Source organism: Paracoccus sp. C2R09 (genome assembly GCF_018860625.1).
In the GTDB taxonomy this organism is placed as follows: domain Bacteria; phylum Pseudomonadota; class Alphaproteobacteria; order Rhodobacterales; family Rhodobacteraceae; genus Paracoccus.
Genome location: NZ_JAHKQB010000014.1, coordinates 75435 through 92580, shown reverse-complemented (window position 1 = coordinate 92580; position 17146 = coordinate 75435). Strand labels below are relative to the sequence as shown.

At 67.5% G+C, this 17146-nt stretch carries 21 protein-coding genes; 12 read left to right on the top strand and 9 right to left on the bottom strand.

What is annotated here, in order from left to right; genetic code table 11:
* Nucleotides 1-7: 7 nt before the first annotated feature.
* The 4 genes from KO490_RS04480 to KO490_RS04465 are packed head-to-tail and all read right to left on the bottom strand — an operon-like array spanning nt 8 to nt 3735.
* Nucleotides 8-838: an IclR family transcriptional regulator gene (locus tag KO490_RS04480; protein ID WP_216018201.1), complete on the bottom strand. Its 831-nt coding sequence runs from the start codon at nt 836-838 to the stop codon at nt 8-10.
* The gene (locus tag KO490_RS04475) at nt 838-2166 is read right to left on the bottom strand and encodes a TRAP transporter large permease (protein WP_216018200.1); all 1329 of its coding nucleotides are present in this window, start codon (nt 2164-2166) and stop codon (nt 838-840) included. The genes KO490_RS04480 and KO490_RS04475 overlap by 1 nt, the downstream gene beginning before the upstream one ends.
* Complete coding sequence (locus KO490_RS04470) at nt 2166-2672, bottom strand: TRAP transporter small permease (RefSeq protein ID WP_216018199.1); 507 nt, start codon at nt 2670-2672, stop codon at nt 2166-2168. The genes KO490_RS04475 and KO490_RS04470 overlap by 1 nt, the downstream gene beginning before the upstream one ends.
* A 4-nt stretch (nt 2673-2676) precedes the next feature.
* Entirely contained in the window at nt 2677-3735 is a 1059-nt protein-coding gene (locus tag KO490_RS04465; protein WP_216018198.1) for a C4-dicarboxylate TRAP transporter substrate-binding protein, read from the bottom strand.
* Nucleotides 3736-3919: 184 nt separating this feature from the next.
* On the opposite strand from KO490_RS04465, the gene KO490_RS04460 reads away from it, so the two are divergent.
* Together KO490_RS04460 and KO490_RS04455 are read left to right on the top strand one after the other, a co-directional pair.
* Nucleotides 3920-5173 (top strand): L,D-transpeptidase, encoded by a 1254-nt coding sequence (locus KO490_RS04460; protein WP_216018197.1) that lies wholly within the window; start codon nt 3920-3922, stop codon nt 5171-5173.
* The gene (locus KO490_RS04455) at nt 5170-5784 is read left to right on the top strand and encodes an extensin family protein (protein ID WP_216018196.1); all 615 of its coding nucleotides are present in this window, start codon (nt 5170-5172) and stop codon (nt 5782-5784) included. The genes KO490_RS04460 and KO490_RS04455 overlap by 4 nt, the downstream gene beginning before the upstream one ends.
* A gap of 15 nt (nt 5785-5799) precedes the next feature.
* On the opposite strand, the gene KO490_RS04450 is transcribed toward KO490_RS04455, so the two are convergent.
* Both KO490_RS04450 and KO490_RS04445 read right to left on the bottom strand, forming a co-directional pair.
* Complete coding sequence (locus KO490_RS04450) at nt 5800-6531, bottom strand: Crp/Fnr family transcriptional regulator (RefSeq protein WP_216018195.1); 732 nt, start codon at nt 6529-6531, stop codon at nt 5800-5802.
* Nucleotides 6532-6618: 87 nt separating this feature from the next.
* Nucleotides 6619-7947, bottom strand: a complete 1329-nt coding sequence (locus KO490_RS04445; protein WP_216018194.1) for a FliI/YscN family ATPase — start codon at nt 7945-7947, stop codon at nt 6619-6621.
* Between the two features lie 89 nt (nt 7948-8036).
* Between KO490_RS04445 and KO490_RS04440 the strand changes: the two genes are divergently transcribed.
* From KO490_RS04440 to KO490_RS04395, 10 genes are all read left to right on the top strand, one after another.
* Entirely contained in the window at nt 8037-8417 is a 381-nt protein-coding gene (locus KO490_RS04440; RefSeq protein ID WP_216018193.1) for a FlgB family protein, read from the top strand.
* Nucleotides 8418-8434: 17 nt separating this feature from the next.
* A complete protein-coding gene (flgC, locus tag KO490_RS04435; protein ID WP_216018192.1) occupies nt 8435-8827 on the top strand; it encodes a flagellar basal body rod protein FlgC in 393 nt (130 codons plus the stop codon).
* A 10-nt stretch (nt 8828-8837) separates the two neighbouring features.
* On the top strand, nt 8838-9122 hold the full coding sequence (locus KO490_RS04430; RefSeq protein ID WP_216018191.1) for a flagellar hook-basal body complex protein FliE: 285 nt from the start codon (nt 8838-8840) through the stop codon (nt 9120-9122).
* The gene (locus KO490_RS04425; protein WP_216018190.1) at nt 9122-9388 is read left to right on the top strand and encodes a flagellar biosynthetic protein FliQ; all 267 of its coding nucleotides are present in this window, start codon (nt 9122-9124) and stop codon (nt 9386-9388) included. Before KO490_RS04430 ends, KO490_RS04425 begins: the two co-directional genes overlap by 1 nt.
* A 3-nt stretch (nt 9389-9391) precedes the next feature.
* Nucleotides 9392-10108, top strand: a complete 717-nt coding sequence (locus tag KO490_RS04420; RefSeq protein WP_216018189.1) for a flagellar hook-basal body complex protein — start codon at nt 9392-9394, stop codon at nt 10106-10108.
* 9 nt (nt 10109-10117) lie between these two features.
* A complete protein-coding gene (gene flgG, locus KO490_RS04415) occupies nt 10118-10903 on the top strand; it encodes a flagellar basal-body rod protein FlgG (protein ID WP_216018188.1) in 786 nt (261 codons plus the stop codon).
* Nucleotides 10903-11316 (top strand): flagellar basal body P-ring formation chaperone FlgA, encoded by a 414-nt coding sequence (flgA, locus tag KO490_RS04410; protein WP_216018187.1) that lies wholly within the window; start codon nt 10903-10905, stop codon nt 11314-11316. Before flgG ends, flgA begins: the two co-directional genes overlap by 1 nt.
* Nucleotides 11317-11337: 21 nt before the next feature.
* Entirely contained in the window at nt 11338-12069 is a 732-nt protein-coding gene (gene flgH, locus KO490_RS04405) for a flagellar basal body L-ring protein FlgH (protein WP_216018186.1), read from the top strand.
* Nucleotides 12070-12077: 8 nt separating this feature from the next.
* Nucleotides 12078-12563, top strand: coding sequence for a hypothetical protein (locus KO490_RS04400; protein ID WP_216018185.1), 486 nt, complete (start codon nt 12078-12080; stop codon nt 12561-12563).
* A gap of 105 nt (nt 12564-12668) precedes the next feature.
* Nucleotides 12669-13592, top strand: a complete 924-nt coding sequence (locus KO490_RS04395; RefSeq protein WP_216018184.1) for a glycosyltransferase — start codon at nt 12669-12671, stop codon at nt 13590-13592.
* Between the two features lie 3 nt (nt 13593-13595).
* Here KO490_RS04395 and KO490_RS04390 read toward each other — a convergent pair whose 3' ends face one another.
* From KO490_RS04390 to flgK, 3 genes are read right to left on the bottom strand one after another with little or no spacing between them, the layout of a single operon-like run.
* Nucleotides 13596-14699 (bottom strand): flagellar basal body P-ring protein FlgI, encoded by a 1104-nt coding sequence (locus tag KO490_RS04390; RefSeq protein ID WP_216018183.1) that lies wholly within the window; start codon nt 14697-14699, stop codon nt 13596-13598.
* Complete coding sequence (locus KO490_RS04385) at nt 14699-15700, bottom strand: flagellin (RefSeq protein ID WP_216018182.1); 1002 nt, start codon at nt 15698-15700, stop codon at nt 14699-14701. The genes KO490_RS04390 and KO490_RS04385 overlap by 1 nt, the downstream gene beginning before the upstream one ends.
* Before the next feature lie 2 nt (nt 15701-15702).
* Complete coding sequence (gene flgK / locus KO490_RS04380) at nt 15703-17127, bottom strand: flagellar hook-associated protein FlgK (protein WP_216018181.1); 1425 nt, start codon at nt 17125-17127, stop codon at nt 15703-15705.
* Between the last annotated feature and the right edge of the window lie 19 nt (nt 17128-17146).

Here is a 17146-nt window from a genome sequence, read left to right as displayed (position 1 = left end):
GCCTCCTTCATTCGTTCGGGCTGCCGGGCCATGCAGGGCTGCCCTGCTGGCCGACAAGGAATTGCAGGCGCGCCACGGTCTGCTGCAGGCGCGGGCCGACCTCGGCATGGATGCGGTCGTCGGGCAGCACGTCGTCCAGCGCCCCGCAGGAAAAGGCCACCGGCCCCGCAAGGCGCTGCGACCGGAACGGCACCGACACGGCCGAGATGTTGCGGGAATAGCGAAGCTCGTTGCGCACGACGGTATAGCCGCGCGCCATCAGCTGATCGCGCGCCTCCTGGCGCAGTCGGTCGAAATCGGACCCGTCCAGCGGGCTGTCGGGCCGGTCGCCCAGCAGCCAGCCGAATTCCTCGCGCGTCGTGGCGCCCAGGACGGCCATGCCCGACGACGACCCGCCGATGGGCAGGCGGTGCCCCACCTCCAGCCAGATCGAGGCCGCCTGGCGGGGCCGCCATGTCCGCATCAGCGCGACCTTGTCGCGGTCGCGCACGGCGAACAGGACCATGGTCCCCGTCTCGTCGGCAAGCTGCTGCATCATGCCATCCGCCGGGTCGAGGAAGGCCAGCGACGACGCCGCCACATGCCCCATCGCCAGAAGCGTCGGGCCGGGGCGATAGCGGTCGTTGCGCTGCGGCTGCGTCAGGTATCCCAGGCATCCCAGGGTGAAGGTCAGCCGGGATACCGTCGATTTCGGCAGCCCGGTCCGTTCGGCGATCTGGGCGTTGGTCAGCCCGTCATCGCCCGCGCGGAACGCCCGCAACACCGACAGCCCCCGCGCCAGCGTCGTGGCGAAGTTGCGGTCGTTTTCGTAATCCGGGCGGGGGGCGTGGCTGTCCATCACATCGATCCCGGAATGAAGGTCGAGATGATCGGGAACAGGATCAGCAGCGCCAGCACCAGAAGATCGACGAACAGGAACCGGCTGACCCCCGAGAAGATCTGCCCGATGCCCACATCGCGCGTCACGTTGCCCACCACGAAGACGTTCAGCCCGACGGGCGGGGTGATCAGCCCGATCTCCAGCAGCTTGACGACGATCACGCCGAACCAGATCAGGTTCAGGCCGTAACCCTCGATCAGCGGGATCATGAAGGGCAGCGTCAGCACCATGATCCCGATGGGATCGAGGAACATCCCCAGCACCAGGTAGATGACCACCAGAACCAGCATCAGCATCAGGAAGGACAGCTGCGCGTCCTCGACCATGCCCACGACCGCGCCCGCGATACCCGTCAGCGCGACGAAGCTGACGAAGATCTTGGCGGCCCCCGCGATCAGGAAGATGGCGGCGGTCTGGACCAGGCTCTCGCGGATGGCCATCAGGAAATGGACGAAGGTCAGGCGGCGCTGGACGATGCCGATCAGCGTGGTCAGCACGACGCAGACGGCGGCGGCCTCGGTCGCGGTGAAGATCCCGCCATAGATGCCGCCGACGATGACGACGAACAGCAGGACGGCGGGCCATGCGGCGATGGCGGCCTCGGTCCGGCTGGCCCCGCCGCGATCGGCCTTGGGGGCGGCGGCGGGATCGCGGCCCACCCACCAGGCGATGACCAGGATCATCCCCGCCAGCGACAGTAGCCCCGGCAGGATGCCCGCAAGGAACAGCTGCGCGATCGAGGTCTCGGTGAAGATGCCATAGAGGATGAACAGCACCGATGGCGGGATCAGCGACCCCAGCGTGCCGCCCACCGCGACCGATGCGGTCGCCAGGCGCGGGTCGTAGCCCATGCGCAGCATCTCGGGGACGCAGATGCGGCCCATGGTCGATGCGCAGGCGATGGACGACCCCGAAATCGCGCTGAAGCCCCCGCAACCCATGACCGAGGCCATCGCGACGCCCCCCGGCAGGGGGCGCAACCAGACCGCAGCCGCGTCGTAGATGCGCGTCGTGATCCCGGCATAGAAGGCGATGTTGCCCAGGGCCACGAACAGCGGGACCATCGACAGGTCGTAGCTGTGGACCAAATCGAAGAAATTCGCGAAGACGACCGAGCTGGTCGGGTTCAGCGCCCGCTCCGGCGCCCAACCTCCGGTGCGGGTGGCATAGACGAGGAAGGTGCCCACGCTTGCCACCGCCGCCAGCGTGAAGGCGATGGGCACGCGCATCGCCAACAGCACCAGCACGACCGCCAGCGCCACGAGGCCGATCGTCATCGGGTCCATCAGCTTACCTCATTTCCGTTGTCGTCGAGGATCGTCCCGCCCCGCATCAGCTGACGGATGTCGCCCGCCAGCATCAGGCACAGCCGCAGCCACATCAGCCCTAGCCCCACCAGGAACAGCGCGACGCCCGGCCAGCGCGGCAGGTTCAGATCGCCATAGTAGAATTCGCCCGAGGACCAGACCTGCGAGGTCACGCGCCATGCGGCGAAGATCAGCGGGATCAGCGCCAGCACGCCCACCAGGTGGCCCAGCACGACCAGCCATCCGCGCAGGTCGGGCGGCATCCGGTCGCTGAAGAAGGTGACGGCCACATGGCCGCGCGCGGCGGTCGCCGCGGCCATGGGCAGGATCACGGCCGCGATCATCAGTTCGCGCACCAGGATGATGGCGTCGGGCAGACCCGTGCCCAGCAGCCAGCGCATCCCGACATTGGCGAAGATGACGCCGGCCAGCGCGATCAGCGCCAGCACCGAAAGGTCCAGCAGGGTCCGCTCGATCAGCCGCATCGGATCAGCCGCGTTCCCAGGGGTAGCCCTGCGTCTCGGCCTCCTGGGCATATTGCGCGATCAGTTCGCGATATTCGTCCAGCAGCGCCGCGCCATCCAGGCCCGAACCGTTCGCCCGTTCGACCCATTCGTCCAGGTATTTCTGCCCCGCCTCGGCCAGCTTGGCGCGATCATCGTCGGACATGCGGACGATCTCCTTGCCCTGCTCTTCCAGCATGGCGATGGATTCCTCGTTCGCGGCCTCGATGATGCGGCCGAACTCGTCGGCAAGGCCTTCGCCCGCGGTCATGATGGCGTCCTGCTGCGCAGGTTCCAGCGCGTCGAACATCGTCTTGTTCATCACGATGCCCAGGGCGCCGATCTGGCCCCAGTCGATGAAGGTGTAGCTGTCGAAGACCTCGTCGAACTTCAGCGCCTTCACGAGGTAGGAATAGGTCTGCGTGCAGTCGATCAGCCCGCTTTCCAGCCCCTGGTAGGCCTCGTAGACGGTCATGTCGACCAGCGTGGCGCCAAGGTCGCGGAAGGTCTGGCCATAGGCGCCCACGCCCCGGACCTTCTTGCCCGCGATGTCGTCCACCGATGCGACCGCATCGCCCTTGCAGCCCATCTGCACCGCCGAGGTGGTATAGGTGCCGACATAGACGAGGTTCTGCTGCGCCAGGTTCGCCTTGATCTGGTCGTTCGTGCGCATCAGCGTGTCGGTGGCCTTCATGCCCACCCAGGGGTCGGGGTTGTTCACCGGCAGGTCGGCGATGCCGTAGGCGACCATCTCTTGCGGGAAATAGACGCCGATGACGCTGCCCAGATCGGCCACCCCGTCGCGCAGCGACTGCACGGCGGCCTTTTCGGAAAACAGCGCGCCCCCCCAGGTGATGTCGAGCGTGACCTCGCCCCCGGACAGGCGTTCGACCTCGTCGGCGAACCATTGCGTCGCCTCGGATCTTGCGCCGCGATTGGGGCCGGGTTCGCCATAGATGAGAGTGGTCTGCGACAGCGCAGGCGCGGCCACGAGGCTGACAAGCCCCGCCGCAACCAGCGCAGTCCGGTAAGACTGCGTGGACATGATTGAAACCTCCTCCGTTTCAACAGGCAGGTTTGCATTCCGCATAGTGGAAATCAACCCTTTCATTTTGCATGATCTGCAAGCGATTAATGCCACGTTGACCCGATCGTGACCGGCGGGGTATCTGGCGGATTTCCGCCCAACGGCCATAATCGCCCCTCCCGACATCCGGAGTTCCTGACCCATGCCGCACAAGCTGGCCCCTGCCCTTCTTGCCCTTGCCCTGTCGGTCACCGCCGTTCACGCGCAGGATGCAGCCCCCATCACCGCCGAGGCCATCGAGTCCGCGCAGTTCGGCGGCGGCGACCTGCCCGGCGGTCGGTCCGCGCTGACGGCCAAGGTGCAGATCCTGCTAGACCGGTCGGGCACCTCGCCGGGCGTCATCGACGGCTACAAGGGCGAGATGAGCCGCAGCGCGCTGATGGCCTTCGAACGCCGCGCCAGCCTGCCGATGGACGGCGTGCTGGACCCGCATGTCTGGAACCTGCTGCAGGCCTATGCCGAACGCCCCGTCACGCAGGACTACACCATCACCGAGGCCGACGCGCAGGGGCTGGTCGACGCCATCCCCACCGATTACGCGGAAAAGGCGCAGATGACCGCCATGGCCCATACCAGCGTGGCCGAGCGTCTGGCCGAGCGTTTCCACATGGACGAACGCTTCATCGCGATCCTGAACCCGAACGCGACCTTCACCCCCGGAGAGGTCATCCGCGTCATGGCCCCGAACCCGCCGCTGAGCGGTCGCCGCGTGACGCGCATCCTGATCGACAAGGCCACCCGCCGCGTCGCGGGATACGATGCGAACGGCAACATGGTCGCGGATTATCCCGCCACCATCGGGTCGTCGGCCACCCCGTCGCCCGAAGGCTCGCATCAGGTGCGGACCGTGGCGGTGAACCCGAACTATACCTACAACCCGAACGTCAATTTCAAGCAGGGCGACAACGACAAGCCGCTGATCGTGCCGCCGGGGCCGAACGGGCCGGTCGGCTCGGTCTGGATCGGGCTGTCGAAGCCCACCTATGGCATCCACGGCACGCCGACGCCGTCGCAGCTGTTCCGCAACGCCTCGAACGGTTGCGTGCGCCTGACGAACTGGGATGCCGAGGAACTGGCCAAGCTGGTCTCGATCGGCGGCACCTCGGTCGAGTTCCTGCCCACGGACGTCACCATCGCCGATGCGCTGAACCGCGGCGTGCCCGCGACCGACATGCCGGTGGACACGCCGCTGGCCCTGCCCGCCGATACGCAGCCCTCGGAAACGGCGCCGGTCCCGGCCGAGCCGCTGACCCTGCCCGCCGATCCCGCCCAGATCGTCGAGGATACGAGAGAGGAAAACGCCGTCCAGCCGCAGGCCGACCCGCTGACCGATGCCCTGGACAATGTCCTGCCCGAGGGCTTCGTGGTTCCCCCGCTGGAACAGGCGGCACCGTGAAGCGCGCCCCGGCCCTTGCCGTCATCTGGCTGGTCCTGGCCGGGGGATTGCCCGCGATGGCAAAGGCGGGCGATGCCTGCGACCTGGCGCTGCAGCTTCTGGGCGCGGATTACGAACGCCTGCCCGCGCAAGGCAGGGATGAATGCAGCGTGCCCGACCCGGTGCGCCTGAAGCGGCTGTCGCCGGAAATCGCGCTGCCCGGCGAACCGGTGCTGCAATGCGATACCGCGCGGGCGATGGCGTTATGGGCCGACCGGATGCTGAAACCCGCAGCGGCGATGATGCCCGGCGCGCCGCGCCTGACGGCCATCCGGACCGGGCCGGGCCATGTCTGCCGCGACCGCGTCGGCACCGGCAAGGACGACCCGAAGCCGTCCGAGCATTCGACCGGCAGTGCCATCGACGTGACGGCCTTCGAGTTCGACAACGGCGCGACGATCGCGATCGAACCGCGCGAAGGCGACATGCAGACGGCGTATCAGGCCGCCGCGCGCGCCGGGGCGTGCCTGTTCTTCACGACCGTTCTGGGCCCCGGCGCGAATGCCGCCCATGACGATCACCTGCATCTGGACATGGCCGAACGGAATGGCGGCTGGCGGCTCTGCCAGTGATCGGCACATCGGTGCTCAGCGACCTTGGCGTTCCAGGTCCAGATAGGTCGGATCGAACCGTGCCAGCATCGCAAGACCGGGCCAATCGAGGATCATGATCTCGGTCCCGGTCCAGCGGATCAGGCCCCGATCACGCAGATCGCGCACCGCGCGGTTCACATGGATGGGGCTGTAGCCCAGGATCTCGGCCAGCTCGCGCTGCAGAAGTGGCAGGCAGAACCTGTTGTTCGTCGCCGCCCCGACCGCATTCAGGCGGGTGTAGATCTCGCATAGCAAATGGGCCAGATGCGCGCTGGACCGAAGGCTGGCGGCGGCGACCAGCCATTGTCGATGAACGGCTGCGTCGATCAGCGTTGCCATCCACAGAAGCCGCGTCAGATGGGGGAAATTCTCGGTGATTTCCTGGAGTTCGGAATGGTCGATGAACTCGACCTCGGCATGGCCCACGGCCACGACGGAATGTTCCAGCCCCGCAAGGACGAAGCCGTGCAGGTCCACGAAATCGCCCGGCACATGCAGCGCCGTGATCACCCGTTCGTCGGGGCGACCCACAAGCTGATGCGAACGTGCAGACAGGCCGCGCAGCATCATGCAGCTGCGATGTGCGCTGCGATCTCGCGGGACGATCACCTCGCCCGGGGCATATGCGACATGAGTGGTCTGCAGCGCCCGCAGGCGTTCCAGATCCCTTTCGCTCAGGATGTCGCGCCGCTGGAGAAAGCGGATGAAGTACTCTGTTATCGCCATGTCTGCCGCTCCTTTCCGCGGCTGGGGAAAACTGGCAAATCAAGTCGTTAGGTTCAATGGCCGCTCGGCTTATCTAACATTCATCAATCAGCTTCGGTTCCCCGCACGGCGTCCGGACCGCAGAGCCAGCCCAAGCGCCTCAAAGCTTTCATCGACGCCGGGACTGCGTTGCGAGACGAAATCGTCGAGGCCGGGCCAGAGCCGCACGGCCTCGTCCAGGCGCGGATCCGAGCCCGGCGCATGAAGCCCCGCCCGAATCATCAGCTCGGATTCGGCATAGGCACCGAGGGCGGCGCGGGCCTTGCCGATCAATGCGTTCTGCGGCCCGGTCGCGGCGTCTGGCAGCGATCTGGACACCGAACGGACCACATCGACGGCGGGAAACCGGCCACGTTCCGCGATGGTGCGGTCCAGCACGACGTGCCCGTCCAGCGTGCCGCGCAGGATGTCGGCGACCGGCTCCTCCATGTCCGACCCTGCGACCAGCACGCTGAAGATGGCGGTGATGTCGCCCGACCCCTCGGGGCCGGGGCCGGACCTTTCGGCCAGCGCCATGATCAGGTTCGAGACCGAGGGCGGGAACCCGCGATAGCTGGGCGCCTCGCCCGCCGACAGCGCGATCTCTCGATGCGCCTCGGCGAAGCGGGTGATGGAATCGGCAAGGAACAGGACATGCCGCCCCTGGTCGCGGAAATGTTCGGCCACGGCCATGGCCGCCCATGCGCAGCGGCGACGCAGCAGCGGCGACTGGTCCGAGGTGGCCGCCACGACCACGGTGCGCGCCATGCCTTCGGGGCCCATCGTGCGTTCGACGAATTCGCGCAGCTCTCGTCCCCGTTCGCCGATCATCGCGATGACGACGACATCCGCCTGCACCCCGCGCGCCATCTGCGCCAGCAGCGTCGATTTCCCCACGCCAGACCCGGCGAACAGGCCGATCCGCTGGCCGGCGACCAGCGGCAGCAACGTGTCGAAGACGGCCAATCCCGTCGCCAGCCGTGCGCCCAGCCGCCGCCGACCGGCAGCGGGCGGCGGATCGGCGCGGAATGCCCGTGCCGCGCCGCCCCGGATCAGCGGGCGTCCGTCCAGCGGATTGCCGAAAGGGTCGATGATGCGCCCGATCCAGGCATCGCAGGGCGCGATGCGGGGGGCGGGCAGCAGCAGTACCTCCGCCCCGACCGAAAGACCCTCGACCGGGCCTTCGGGCAGGACCTGCATGTCGCGCGGGCCCAGTCCCACGACCTCGCCCATCAGGGCGGGGCCGTCGCGCGTGATCGATACGCGATCCCCGACCGAGGCGCGACCGCCCAGCCCCTCGACCGTGATCAGTCCCGCCCGAACCGCAGCCACCCGACCGTGATGCGTGCAGACGGGCATCTGCGCAATGCGTGCGGCGATCGATTGAAGTGCGTCCATTCCGGCCCCGCGGTTTTTCCAGGTTCACGAAAGGTTTTCTAAACGACTCGGGGTTAAGACCGGGTTTATCGAAACTGAGGAGAAGCCTCGTGTTTGAGAATATCGAAATGATGCGGATGGCCCGCGCCCTGACCGCCCATGCGGCGGACCGGCATGTGGCCACGGCCCGGAATATCGCGAATGCCGATACGCCGGGATATCGCGCCACGGATCTGGGCGATTTCACGGATGCCTATGCCGGTGCGGCCGATCTGCGGGTCACCGACCCGCGCCACCTGGCCGCGCCCGACTGGACGCCCGGTGCCGCGCGGCTGTCGGATACGGGGGCGCCCATGTCGCCCAACGGCAATTCCGTCTCGCTTGAGGAGGAACTGGTCCGCGCCGCCGACGTCAAGCGCCAGCACGACCTGTCGCTGGCGGTGTTCCGGTCGGGCCTCGACCTGATGCGCAGCGGCCTTGGTCGCAACTGAACAACGGGGATATCAGAATGAGCGAACCCATCTCGCCTCTGCGCCTTGCGGCGTCGGGGATGCGGGCCCAGTCCGAACGGCTGCGCCACAGCGCCGAAAACATCGCCAATGCCGACACGCCCGGCTATCGCCGCAAGCTCGTCGCCTTCGAGGAGGCCGTGACCATGGGCCGCCCCACGGGCGAGGTCGCGGCAGGCCCCGTTCAGCTGGATCGCAGCGCGCTGCCCCGCATCCACGACCCCGCGCATCCGATGGCCGATGCCGAGGGATATTACCAGGGTTCGAACGTGGACCTGGTGATCGAGCTTGCCGATGCCCGCGAGGCCGGGCGCAGCTACGAGGCCAACCTTCGCATGTTCGAACAGAGCCGCGAGATGAGCGGCGCCCTTCTGGACCTGATCCGCCGCTGAGGAGAACCCCATGATCACCACAATGAACGCCGCCAGCGCCTACAGCGCCGCCCGGGCCGCCGTGGCCCCCGAAGCCACCGCCACCCCCCTTGCCCGTGCCGGACAGGCAGCCGAGGAATTCGCCGCCCAGATGGCGCAGGTCGACCAGGCGGCCACCGCCGCGATGACCGGCCAGGGCAGCACGCATCAGCTGGTCCAGACCATCGCCGAGGCCGAACTGGCGATGCAGTCCGTCACCGCCATCCGCGACAAGGTGGTCGAGGCCTATCAGGAAATCCTGAGGATGCCGGTCTGATGGGTGACGCGATCCTGTTCGACATGCTGCGCCAGGCCCTGCTGATCGCGGTGCGCATCTCGGCCCCGCTGCTGGGGGTGGCGCTGATCACCGGCGTGGTCATCGGCCTCTTCCAGGCGCTGACCTCGGTCCAGGAGATGACGCTGACCTTCGTGCCGAAGGTGGGCCTGATGCTGGTCGTCTTCTGGGTCTCCATGAGCTTCATGACCACCGCCCTGGCCGATTTCTATCTGGGCGAGATCATCCCGATGGTCGCGGGGGGCTGAGCCATGGACAACGCGATCTATGCCGGGCTGACGCGCCAATCGGGCCTTCTGGCCGAAATGCGCGTGGTGGCCAACAACATCGCCAACGCGAACACCACGGGCTTTCGCCGCGAAGGGGTGATCTTTGCCGAACATCTGTCCGCCGTGGACGGGCGCGGCGACACGCTGTCCATGGCCCATGCCCGCGGCAGGCTGCTGGACCTGGAACAGGGCGCCCTGACGCAGACCGGAAACAACCTGGATCTCGCGATCGAGGGTGACGGCTTCTTCATGATCGAGACCCCCGAGGGGCTGCGCCTGACGCGCGCAGGCGCCTTCACCCCCTCGGCCGAGGGCGAGCTGATGACCTCGGACGGGCATCGCCTGATGGACGAAGGCCAGGCCCCGATCATCCTGCCCGCGGGGGCGGCGAATGTCGTCGTCGGCGCGGATGGGACGCTGTCGTCGAACGGTCTGCCCTTTGGCAGGATCGGCACGTTCGCCGCGCCGGACCCGCAGGATCTGACCCGCCAGGGCGGCACGTCCTTCGCCTTCACCGGCAATCCCGAACCGGCCGAGGATGCCCGCATCCGCCAGGGTTTCCTCGAGGAATCGAATGTCGATCCCGTCTTCGAGATCACCCGCATGATCGAGGTCCAGCGCGCCTACGAGCTGGGCCAGAGCCTTCTTGACCGCGAAGATCAGCGCATCCGCGGCGCGATCACCGCCATGACCCGTTAAGGAACCGCCATGAGAGCCCTGCAGATCGCCGCCACCGGCATGAGCGCGCAGCAGACCCGCGTCGAGGTCATCTCGAACAACCTCGCGAACATGTCCACCACCGGCTACAACGCCCGCCGCGCCGAATTCGCGGACCTGCATTACCAGCAGGCTGCCCGCCCCGGCAGCGTGACCGCCGCCGACGGCACCGTCATCCCCGCAGGCGTTCAGCTGGGGCTGGGGGTGCGTGCCACCGCCGTCAGCGTGAACCTGCAGCAGGGCGGCCTGACCCAGACCGGCGGCGATCTGGACGTCGCCATCGAAGGGGCGGGATACCTGGAGGTGACGCTGCCTTCGGGGATCTCGGGCTATACCCGCGACGGGGGGCTGAAACGGTCCGCCGACGGCCTGATCGTCACCTCGGACGGGCATCCGCTGGTCCCCGAGATCACCATCCCCGACGATGCGCGCGCCATCTCGATCAATGCGGGCGGAGAGGTTCACGCCTATTTCGACGACCGGGTCGAACCGGAACTGCTGGGCCAGATCACGCTTGCCGGTTTCTCGAACGAAAAGGGCCTCGAGGCGATCGGGTCGAACCTGTTCATCGAGACCGCGGCCTCGGGCGGTGCGCAGGTCGTCGATCCGGGCGAAGAGGGCCTGGGCACGCTGCGGCAGGGCTATCTCGAGGAAAGCTCGGTCGATGCGGTGCGCGAGATCACCGAGCTGATCAAGGCGCAGCGCGGATATGAACTGAATGCCAAGGTCATCACCGCCGCCGACCAGATGATGAGCGCAACGACGCAGGTGCGCTGATGCGGGTTCTGATCATCGCACTGGCCCTGATGCCGGGCATCGCTGCCGCCGGCGGCCTTGGCGCCGCGCGCACCCTGCCCGCGGGCACCATCGTCACGGCGGCCGATCTGCGCGCGATCGACACCGACCGCCCCGGCCTGACCGATCCGTCCGCCGCGATCGGGATGCAGACGCGCATCACGCTCTACGAGGGGCGCCCGCTTCACGCCAACATGCTGCAGGCCCCCAGGCTGATCAGCCGCAACCAGATCGTGCGGCTCAGCTTCCAGCGCGGATCGCTGCGCATCGACACCGAGGCCCGCGCCCTGTCCGACGGCGCGGAAGGAGAGCTGATCCGCGCCATGAACCTTGGCTCGAAATCCCAGATCACCGCGCAGGTCATGCCAGATGGCAGCCTGTCCGTTCCCCGCTGACGCCACCCGAAGGAAGACAGAATGTCCGTGAAACCCGCCCATTTCCTTGCGCTTGCCCTGACGTTGACGGCCTGCGGGCGCGCCGCGCAGATCGGTCAGCCCCCCGAACTGACCCCGATCCAGCAGACCGAGGAATTCATGGCGATGACTAATCCGCCGCTGGACATCCCCGTCGATTCCGGCCGCCCCGAGGCCGCGGCGTCGCTTTGGGCGGGGGGCGGCAGTTCGCTGATCAGCGACCGCCGTGCGGCCATTCGCGGCGACATCCTGACCGTCGTGATCGAGATCGACGACAGCGCCGAGCTGTCCAACAGCAGCGACCGCAACCGGACATCGAAGGACAGCGTGTCGATCCCGCAGATGGCGGGCATCCCGCAGCGGCTGGAACGCAAGCTGCCCGAGGGGGCAAGCTTCGACGAACTGGCGGATGCCTCGTCTTCGTCGACCTATCGCGGCAGCGGCAACATCTCTCGTCGCGATCAGCTGACATTGCGGGTCGCGGCCACCGTGATCGACACGCTGCCGAACGGCACGCTGCAGATCCAGGGCACGCAGGAGGTCCGCGTGAACTTCGAACTGCGCGAACTGACCGTCAGCGGCTTCGTGCGGCCGGGCGATATCGATCGCCAGAACGAGATCGCCTATGACCGTATCGCGGGCGCGCGCATCAGCTATGGCGGGCGGGGGCAGATCACCGATGTCCAGCAGCCGCGCTACGGTCAGCAGATCGCCGACATCCTGCTTCCGTATTGAGGTCCCAGATGATCCGGAAAATCCTTCCCGTGCTGCTGCCCATCGCAGCGCTTGTCGGGGGCGCCTTCGCGGGCGACATGCTGCGCGCGCCGGCCGATCCGGCCGCGCATGGCGAACCCGCCCCCGATGACCACGCATCCGACGATCATGCATCCGGCGATCACGCCTCGGCCGAGACCTTCTTCACCTTCCCGTCGCAATTCTTCGTGCCGCTGGTCCGGTATGGCAGCATGAATGACATCATGGTGCTGACGCTGACCCTGAAGACCGGGGCCGAGAGCGTCGAGGCGCTGCAGAAGAAGGAGCATTCGCTCCGCGACGCTTTGCTGCGCCAATTGATGATCCATGCCAATACCGGCGGGTTCGACGGGAACTACACGCTGGATCGGAACCTGGAGCAACTGCGCGCGGATCTGCTGACCGCCGCGCAGGGGGTCACCGACCTGCCGATCGAAGCCGTCCTGATCGAGGATATCGCCCGCCAGCAGGGCTGACGCCCTGAGCATCGAGGCCGCGCCCCGGCAAATGGGGCGCGGCCTTGTCATGTCCGCCCGCCCGCGCCAAAAGCATCGTCGGACGACGCATGCCGAAGGGGGCCCATGTCGCAGCATATCGTGATCCTGATGGCCACCTATCGCGGGGCGGCGCATCTTCCGCGCCAGCTGGCCAGCATCGCGGCCCAGAGCCATGCCGACTGGTCCCTGATCGTCTCGGATGACGGCTCGGATGACGATACGGTCGCGATCGTGCGGGAATTCGCGCGATCCCGCCCCGACGGCCAGGTCCGCCTGCGACGCGGACCGCGGAAGGGGGCGACCGCGAATTTCCTGTCCATGTTGGCCGAGGTTCCCGAAGGGGCGGCCATGGCCTTCTGCGATCAGGACGATCACTGGTTCCCCGACAAGCTGACCCGCGCGCTTCCCCATGTCGCGGATGTAGGGCCGGTTCACTACGCCGCCCGCACCGTCATCACCGATCAGAACCTGCATCCGCTGACGGGCTCGCGGCACTTTCGGCGGCCGCTCGGGTTTCGGAACGCGCTGGTGCAGGCGATCATGGCGGGCAATGCCTCGGTCTTTTCGCCCCGCGCGGTCGAGCTGTTGCAGCTTGCGGCCCCCGCCGCGATCCGCGCGCAGGTCCTGTCGCATGACTGGTGGGCCTATCAGATCACATCTGGCGCGGGTGCCACGCTGGTCCATGATCCGCGGCCCTGCCTGCTCTATCGTCAGCATGGCCGCTCCGAGGTCGGACGCAACGACACCCCGCAGGCGATGGCCGTCCGCTTGCGCAAGCTGATGGCGGGCGATTACGGCAAATGGCTGCGTTCGAACCAGGCGGCCCTGGCACCGGTGGCGGACCTGCTGACCATTCCGAACCGGCAGGTCTTCGACCGCTTCACCGATGCGCTGGACGCAAGCGGCCCGCGCTGCGCGGCGATGCTGCGGCAGGCGGGCCTCTATCGGCAGACGGCGGCGGGAACCACCGCGCTGTTCCTTTCGGCTGCGGCGGGCAGCTGGCGCTAGGGATCACTCGACGATCAGATCCGCATGGAGTGCGCCGGCCGCATGGATCGATTTCAGGATGTCGATCATGTCGCGCGGCCTTACCCCCAGTGCGTTCAGACCGGCCACCAGGTCGGACAGGTTCGTCTCTCCGGCGACCTCGACGAAGCCGATGCCCGGTTCCTGTTCCAGTTCGACCGCACTGCGCGGGACGGTGACCGTTTCGCCCTGCGCGAAGGGGTTGGGCTGCGAAACCACCGGTGCCTCGGCCACGCGCAGGGTCAGGTTGCCTTGCGATACGGCCACGCGCGATATGCGGACCCTTTCGCCCACGACGATGGTCCCCGATTTGTGGTCGATCACGACCTTCGCGCGATCTTCGGGTTCGATCATCAGATTCTCGATCCGGCCCAACACCCGCGCGGGGTTCACATCGCCCAGGCTGCGAAAATTCACCATGATGGTCCCGCTGTCCTGGGTGATCGCAAGCTGACGGTCGAAGTCGCGGTTGATCGCATCCTCGACCCGCGTGGCAGTGGTGAAATCGGCATTGCGCAACGCGATGCGAATGTTGTCGATCCCCGCGAAATCGAACTCGACCTCGCGCTCGACGCGCCCGCCGACAGGGATCTTGCCGGTCGTCGGCACGCCCTCGACCACGCGCGCGGCATCGCCCGCAGCCGCAGCCCCACCCGCGATGATCGACCCCTGCGCCACGGCATAGATGTTGCCGTCGGCCGCCTTCAGCGGCGTCATGACCAGCGTGCCGCCCAGAAGACTGCCGGCATCGCCGATGGCCGAGACGTTCACGTCGATCCGACTGCCCGACCGGGCAAAGGGTGGCAGGGTTGCGGTCACGATCACGGCGGCGACGTTCTTGGACCGCAGCGCGTCATCGGTGACGTTCACGCCCAGCCGCTCCAACAGGCCGGCCAGCATCTCTTCGGTGAAGGGGGCGTTGCGGAACCCGTCGCCCGTTCCGTCGAGGCCCACGACCAGGCCGTAACCCACCAGGTCGTTGCCGCGCACCCCGTCGAAATCCGCCAAGTCCTTGATCCGTACGGGCACGGCGAACCCCGCCCCTGCCAGCATGGCCCAGATCAGGACGGTCGAGATCAGCGCCCGCATCACAGGTAATCCACCAGGCTCAGCTTCGACAGCCGCGCCGTCACGGCATAGAGCGCCTCGAGCTGGCTCTCGACCTCGGTCAGGGCGGCGGCGGTCTCGAAGGCATCGGCGCCGCGGATATCGCTGCGCGCGATCTCGAACGTGGCGATGGCCGCGCCGTTGATCGTGCTGGCGCGCTCGACCACCTCCTGCTGCAGGCCGATCCGGCCCATCTCGGCCAGGATCGCCCCATCCGCCGTCAACATCGCCTGTCCCCCCGCCTGTATCATCGCCTTCTGTCCCGCCTGATCGCCCGCCAGCACGCCCCGATCCATCAGCGCCACCATCGCAAGCCCCTTGAGCATGTCGCGAATGCCGGGATCGGCCGCGGTGGTGGTGATCGCGATCTCGGTGCCTTCCGAAACGGGGATCGTCCGCGGCTGCTGGTTGCCACCATAGGACGTCATGAAGCCCCCCGCCGGATCGTCGAACCATGCCGATACCGCGGCCTCGATCTGGGCGGCATCGGTCGCGCCGCCGATGGCCGTCTGCAGCTGATCCAGCATCTGCGCCGAAGATGGCAGCGAGCGCTGATCGGTCGCGGTTCCCGACAGCTGGAAGCGCCCGGCATTCATGCCGTTCAACTGTTGGACCACGGTCTCGAATGCGGTGGCGCCCTGCGTGATCCGCGTCTGGAGCGAGAAGCCCCCCTGCAGCAGCGGGTCCGACACCAGTTCGACCGCCAGCGTGCCGGTGGTCAGGCGCAGCGCCTCGAAGATGTTCTGCAGGCCTTCCAGCTGGTTCGCGGCCTCGGAACCGTTCTGCTGCAGCTGGCGCGTCTGGGACAGCCGCGTCTCGATATCGTTCAGCGTGCGGGTATTGCCCTGCACGCGCTGGCCCAGATCCGCCACCTCACCCGAGGCGACTTCGCGCGTCAGCGTGTTCAGCGTCGATTTCAGCCGATTGGACGAAAGCTGCAGCGCATAGGCGCGGGCCTGGTCGCCGGTTCCGGTCACTGTCATGGTCACATCCTCAGGATCTGGTCGAGCATGTCCTCGATTGCGACAAGGACGCGCGCATTGGCGGCATAGCTTTGTTCGTATTGCAGCAGTTTCTGCATCTCGGCATCGGTATCGACACCATCGGCCAGCAGGCTGCCCGAGATCGTCTCGACCCGCGCCTGCCGGATCGAAAGGTCGCTCTCGGCGTCGATGCGGCGGGTCGAGACGCGCGCCTCGATCGTGCCGAAGCGGTCGGCCAACGTGGCATTCCCGGCAAGGTCCGCATCACCCGTCGCGGCGCGCGCATCGCTCAGGGCTTCGTTCAGCGCGTTGAGCCGCGTCCCGTCGCCCGCCGCGACCGTCCCCGTCCCGCCATCGCGCAGCCAAGTGGCGCTGCCCCCCTGGCGCGTGTCGGCAGCCGCGTTCAGCCGCAGCCGTCCCGCAAGCCCCGTCAGGTTCGCCGCATCGGCCGGTGCGCCCTGATCGGTAAAGACGCCGGCACCGCCATCCGCGGGCAGCATGCGGTCGTGCAGATCCAGTGCCAGCGCATCCAGTTCGGCCTGCATCTGGGGCGCAAGCTGATCCCGGATCGTGAACTGCGCCGACAGCGACCCGCCCGCGAACATCTTCATCTGCCCGGCATCCAGCGCCTTGCCGTTGAAGGTCAGAAGCTGCAGGCCGGCGCCGACTTCCTGGTCGGCCGTGACCTGCCCCGCGCCTTGAAAACCGAAGCTGGCGGGAATGTTCCCGTCCAGCAGGACCGCACCCTCGGCGGTGAACAGGGCGACCTTGCCGCCGTCGCGCGCAACCTCCTGCACGGGCACGATGGCCGCGATGCGGTCGATGGCCGACTGCCTTTCGTCGCGCAGGACCGAGGCATCGGTACCATCGGCATCCAACGCCGCGATGCGCGTGTTCAGATACGCCACCCGTTCCAGCGATCCGTTCAGCGTCTCCACATCCGTGGCGATCGCCGTCTGCGCGGCACCCCGCGCGGCCTGGACCGCATCGGATGCCGTATTCAGCCGCCCCGCCAGCGTCGAGGCCGCGCTGGCAAGCTGGGTCAGGCGGATCTCGTCATCCGGGCGCGTCGCGGCGGATGTCAGCGCGTTCTGGAAATCGCTCAGCGCGGTGCTCAGCGCGCTCGCCTCTCCCGGCAGGCCGATCCGCCCTTCCATCGACACCTGAAAGGCCGAGATCACGCCAGCCTCCTGACCCGAGGACGAGGCGATGCGGCTTTCGTTCAGAAGCGTCGCGTTGACGATCCGCGCGATGCCGTCCACCCGCACGCCGCCGGCCGCCCCCTGCGTCTGGGCGCTGATGACCGTTTCCCGACGGGCATAGCCGGGCGTCATGGCGTTGGCGAGGTTCGCGGCGACCGTTTCGGTGCCGCGCGCGGTGGCCGTCAGCCCCGACATGGCGCTGGAAATGGCCTGTGCAATGCTCATCCCGTATCTCCCTCGGGGC

Excerpts from the sequence above, each read along its gene's own strand:
- KO490_RS04480 (WP_216018201.1), bottom strand. The coding sequence starts at position 838 with ATGGACAGCCACGCCCCCCGCCCGGATTACGAAAACGACCGCAACTTC.
- KO490_RS04475 (WP_216018200.1), bottom strand. The coding sequence starts at position 2,166 with ATGGACCCGATGACGATCGGCCTCGTGGCGCTGGCGGTCGTGCTGGTG.
- KO490_RS04470 (WP_216018199.1), bottom strand. The coding sequence starts at position 2,672 with ATGCGGCTGATCGAGCGGACCCTGCTGGACCTTTCGGTGCTGGCGCTG.
- KO490_RS04465 (WP_216018198.1), bottom strand. The coding sequence starts at position 3,735 with ATGTCCACGCAGTCTTACCGGACTGCGCTGGTTGCGGCGGGGCTTGTC.
- KO490_RS04460 (WP_216018197.1), top strand. The coding sequence starts at position 3,920 with ATGCCGCACAAGCTGGCCCCTGCCCTTCTTGCCCTTGCCCTGTCGGTC.
- KO490_RS04450 (WP_216018195.1), bottom strand. The coding sequence starts at position 6,531 with ATGGCGATAACAGAGTACTTCATCCGCTTTCTCCAGCGGCGCGACATC.
- KO490_RS04445 (WP_216018194.1), bottom strand. The coding sequence starts at position 7,947 with ATGGACGCACTTCAATCGATCGCCGCACGCATTGCGCAGATGCCCGTC.
- flgC (WP_216018192.1), top strand. The coding sequence starts at position 8,435 with ATGAGCGAACCCATCTCGCCTCTGCGCCTTGCGGCGTCGGGGATGCGG.
- KO490_RS04430 (WP_216018191.1), top strand. The coding sequence starts at position 8,838 with ATGATCACCACAATGAACGCCGCCAGCGCCTACAGCGCCGCCCGGGCC.
- KO490_RS04425 (WP_216018190.1), top strand. The coding sequence starts at position 9,122 with ATGGGTGACGCGATCCTGTTCGACATGCTGCGCCAGGCCCTGCTGATC.
- KO490_RS04420 (WP_216018189.1), top strand. The coding sequence starts at position 9,392 with ATGGACAACGCGATCTATGCCGGGCTGACGCGCCAATCGGGCCTTCTG.
- flgG (WP_216018188.1), top strand. The coding sequence starts at position 10,118 with ATGAGAGCCCTGCAGATCGCCGCCACCGGCATGAGCGCGCAGCAGACC.
- flgA (WP_216018187.1), top strand. The coding sequence starts at position 10,903 with ATGCGGGTTCTGATCATCGCACTGGCCCTGATGCCGGGCATCGCTGCC.
- flgH (WP_216018186.1), top strand. The coding sequence starts at position 11,338 with ATGTCCGTGAAACCCGCCCATTTCCTTGCGCTTGCCCTGACGTTGACG.
- KO490_RS04400 (WP_216018185.1), top strand. The coding sequence starts at position 12,078 with ATGATCCGGAAAATCCTTCCCGTGCTGCTGCCCATCGCAGCGCTTGTC.
- KO490_RS04395 (WP_216018184.1), top strand. The coding sequence starts at position 12,669 with ATGTCGCAGCATATCGTGATCCTGATGGCCACCTATCGCGGGGCGGCG.
- KO490_RS04390 (WP_216018183.1), bottom strand. The coding sequence starts at position 14,699 with ATGCGGGCGCTGATCTCGACCGTCCTGATCTGGGCCATGCTGGCAGGG.
- KO490_RS04385 (WP_216018182.1), bottom strand. The coding sequence starts at position 15,700 with ATGACAGTGACCGGAACCGGCGACCAGGCCCGCGCCTATGCGCTGCAG.
- flgK (WP_216018181.1), bottom strand. The coding sequence starts at position 17,127 with ATGAGCATTGCACAGGCCATTTCCAGCGCCATGTCGGGGCTGACGGCC.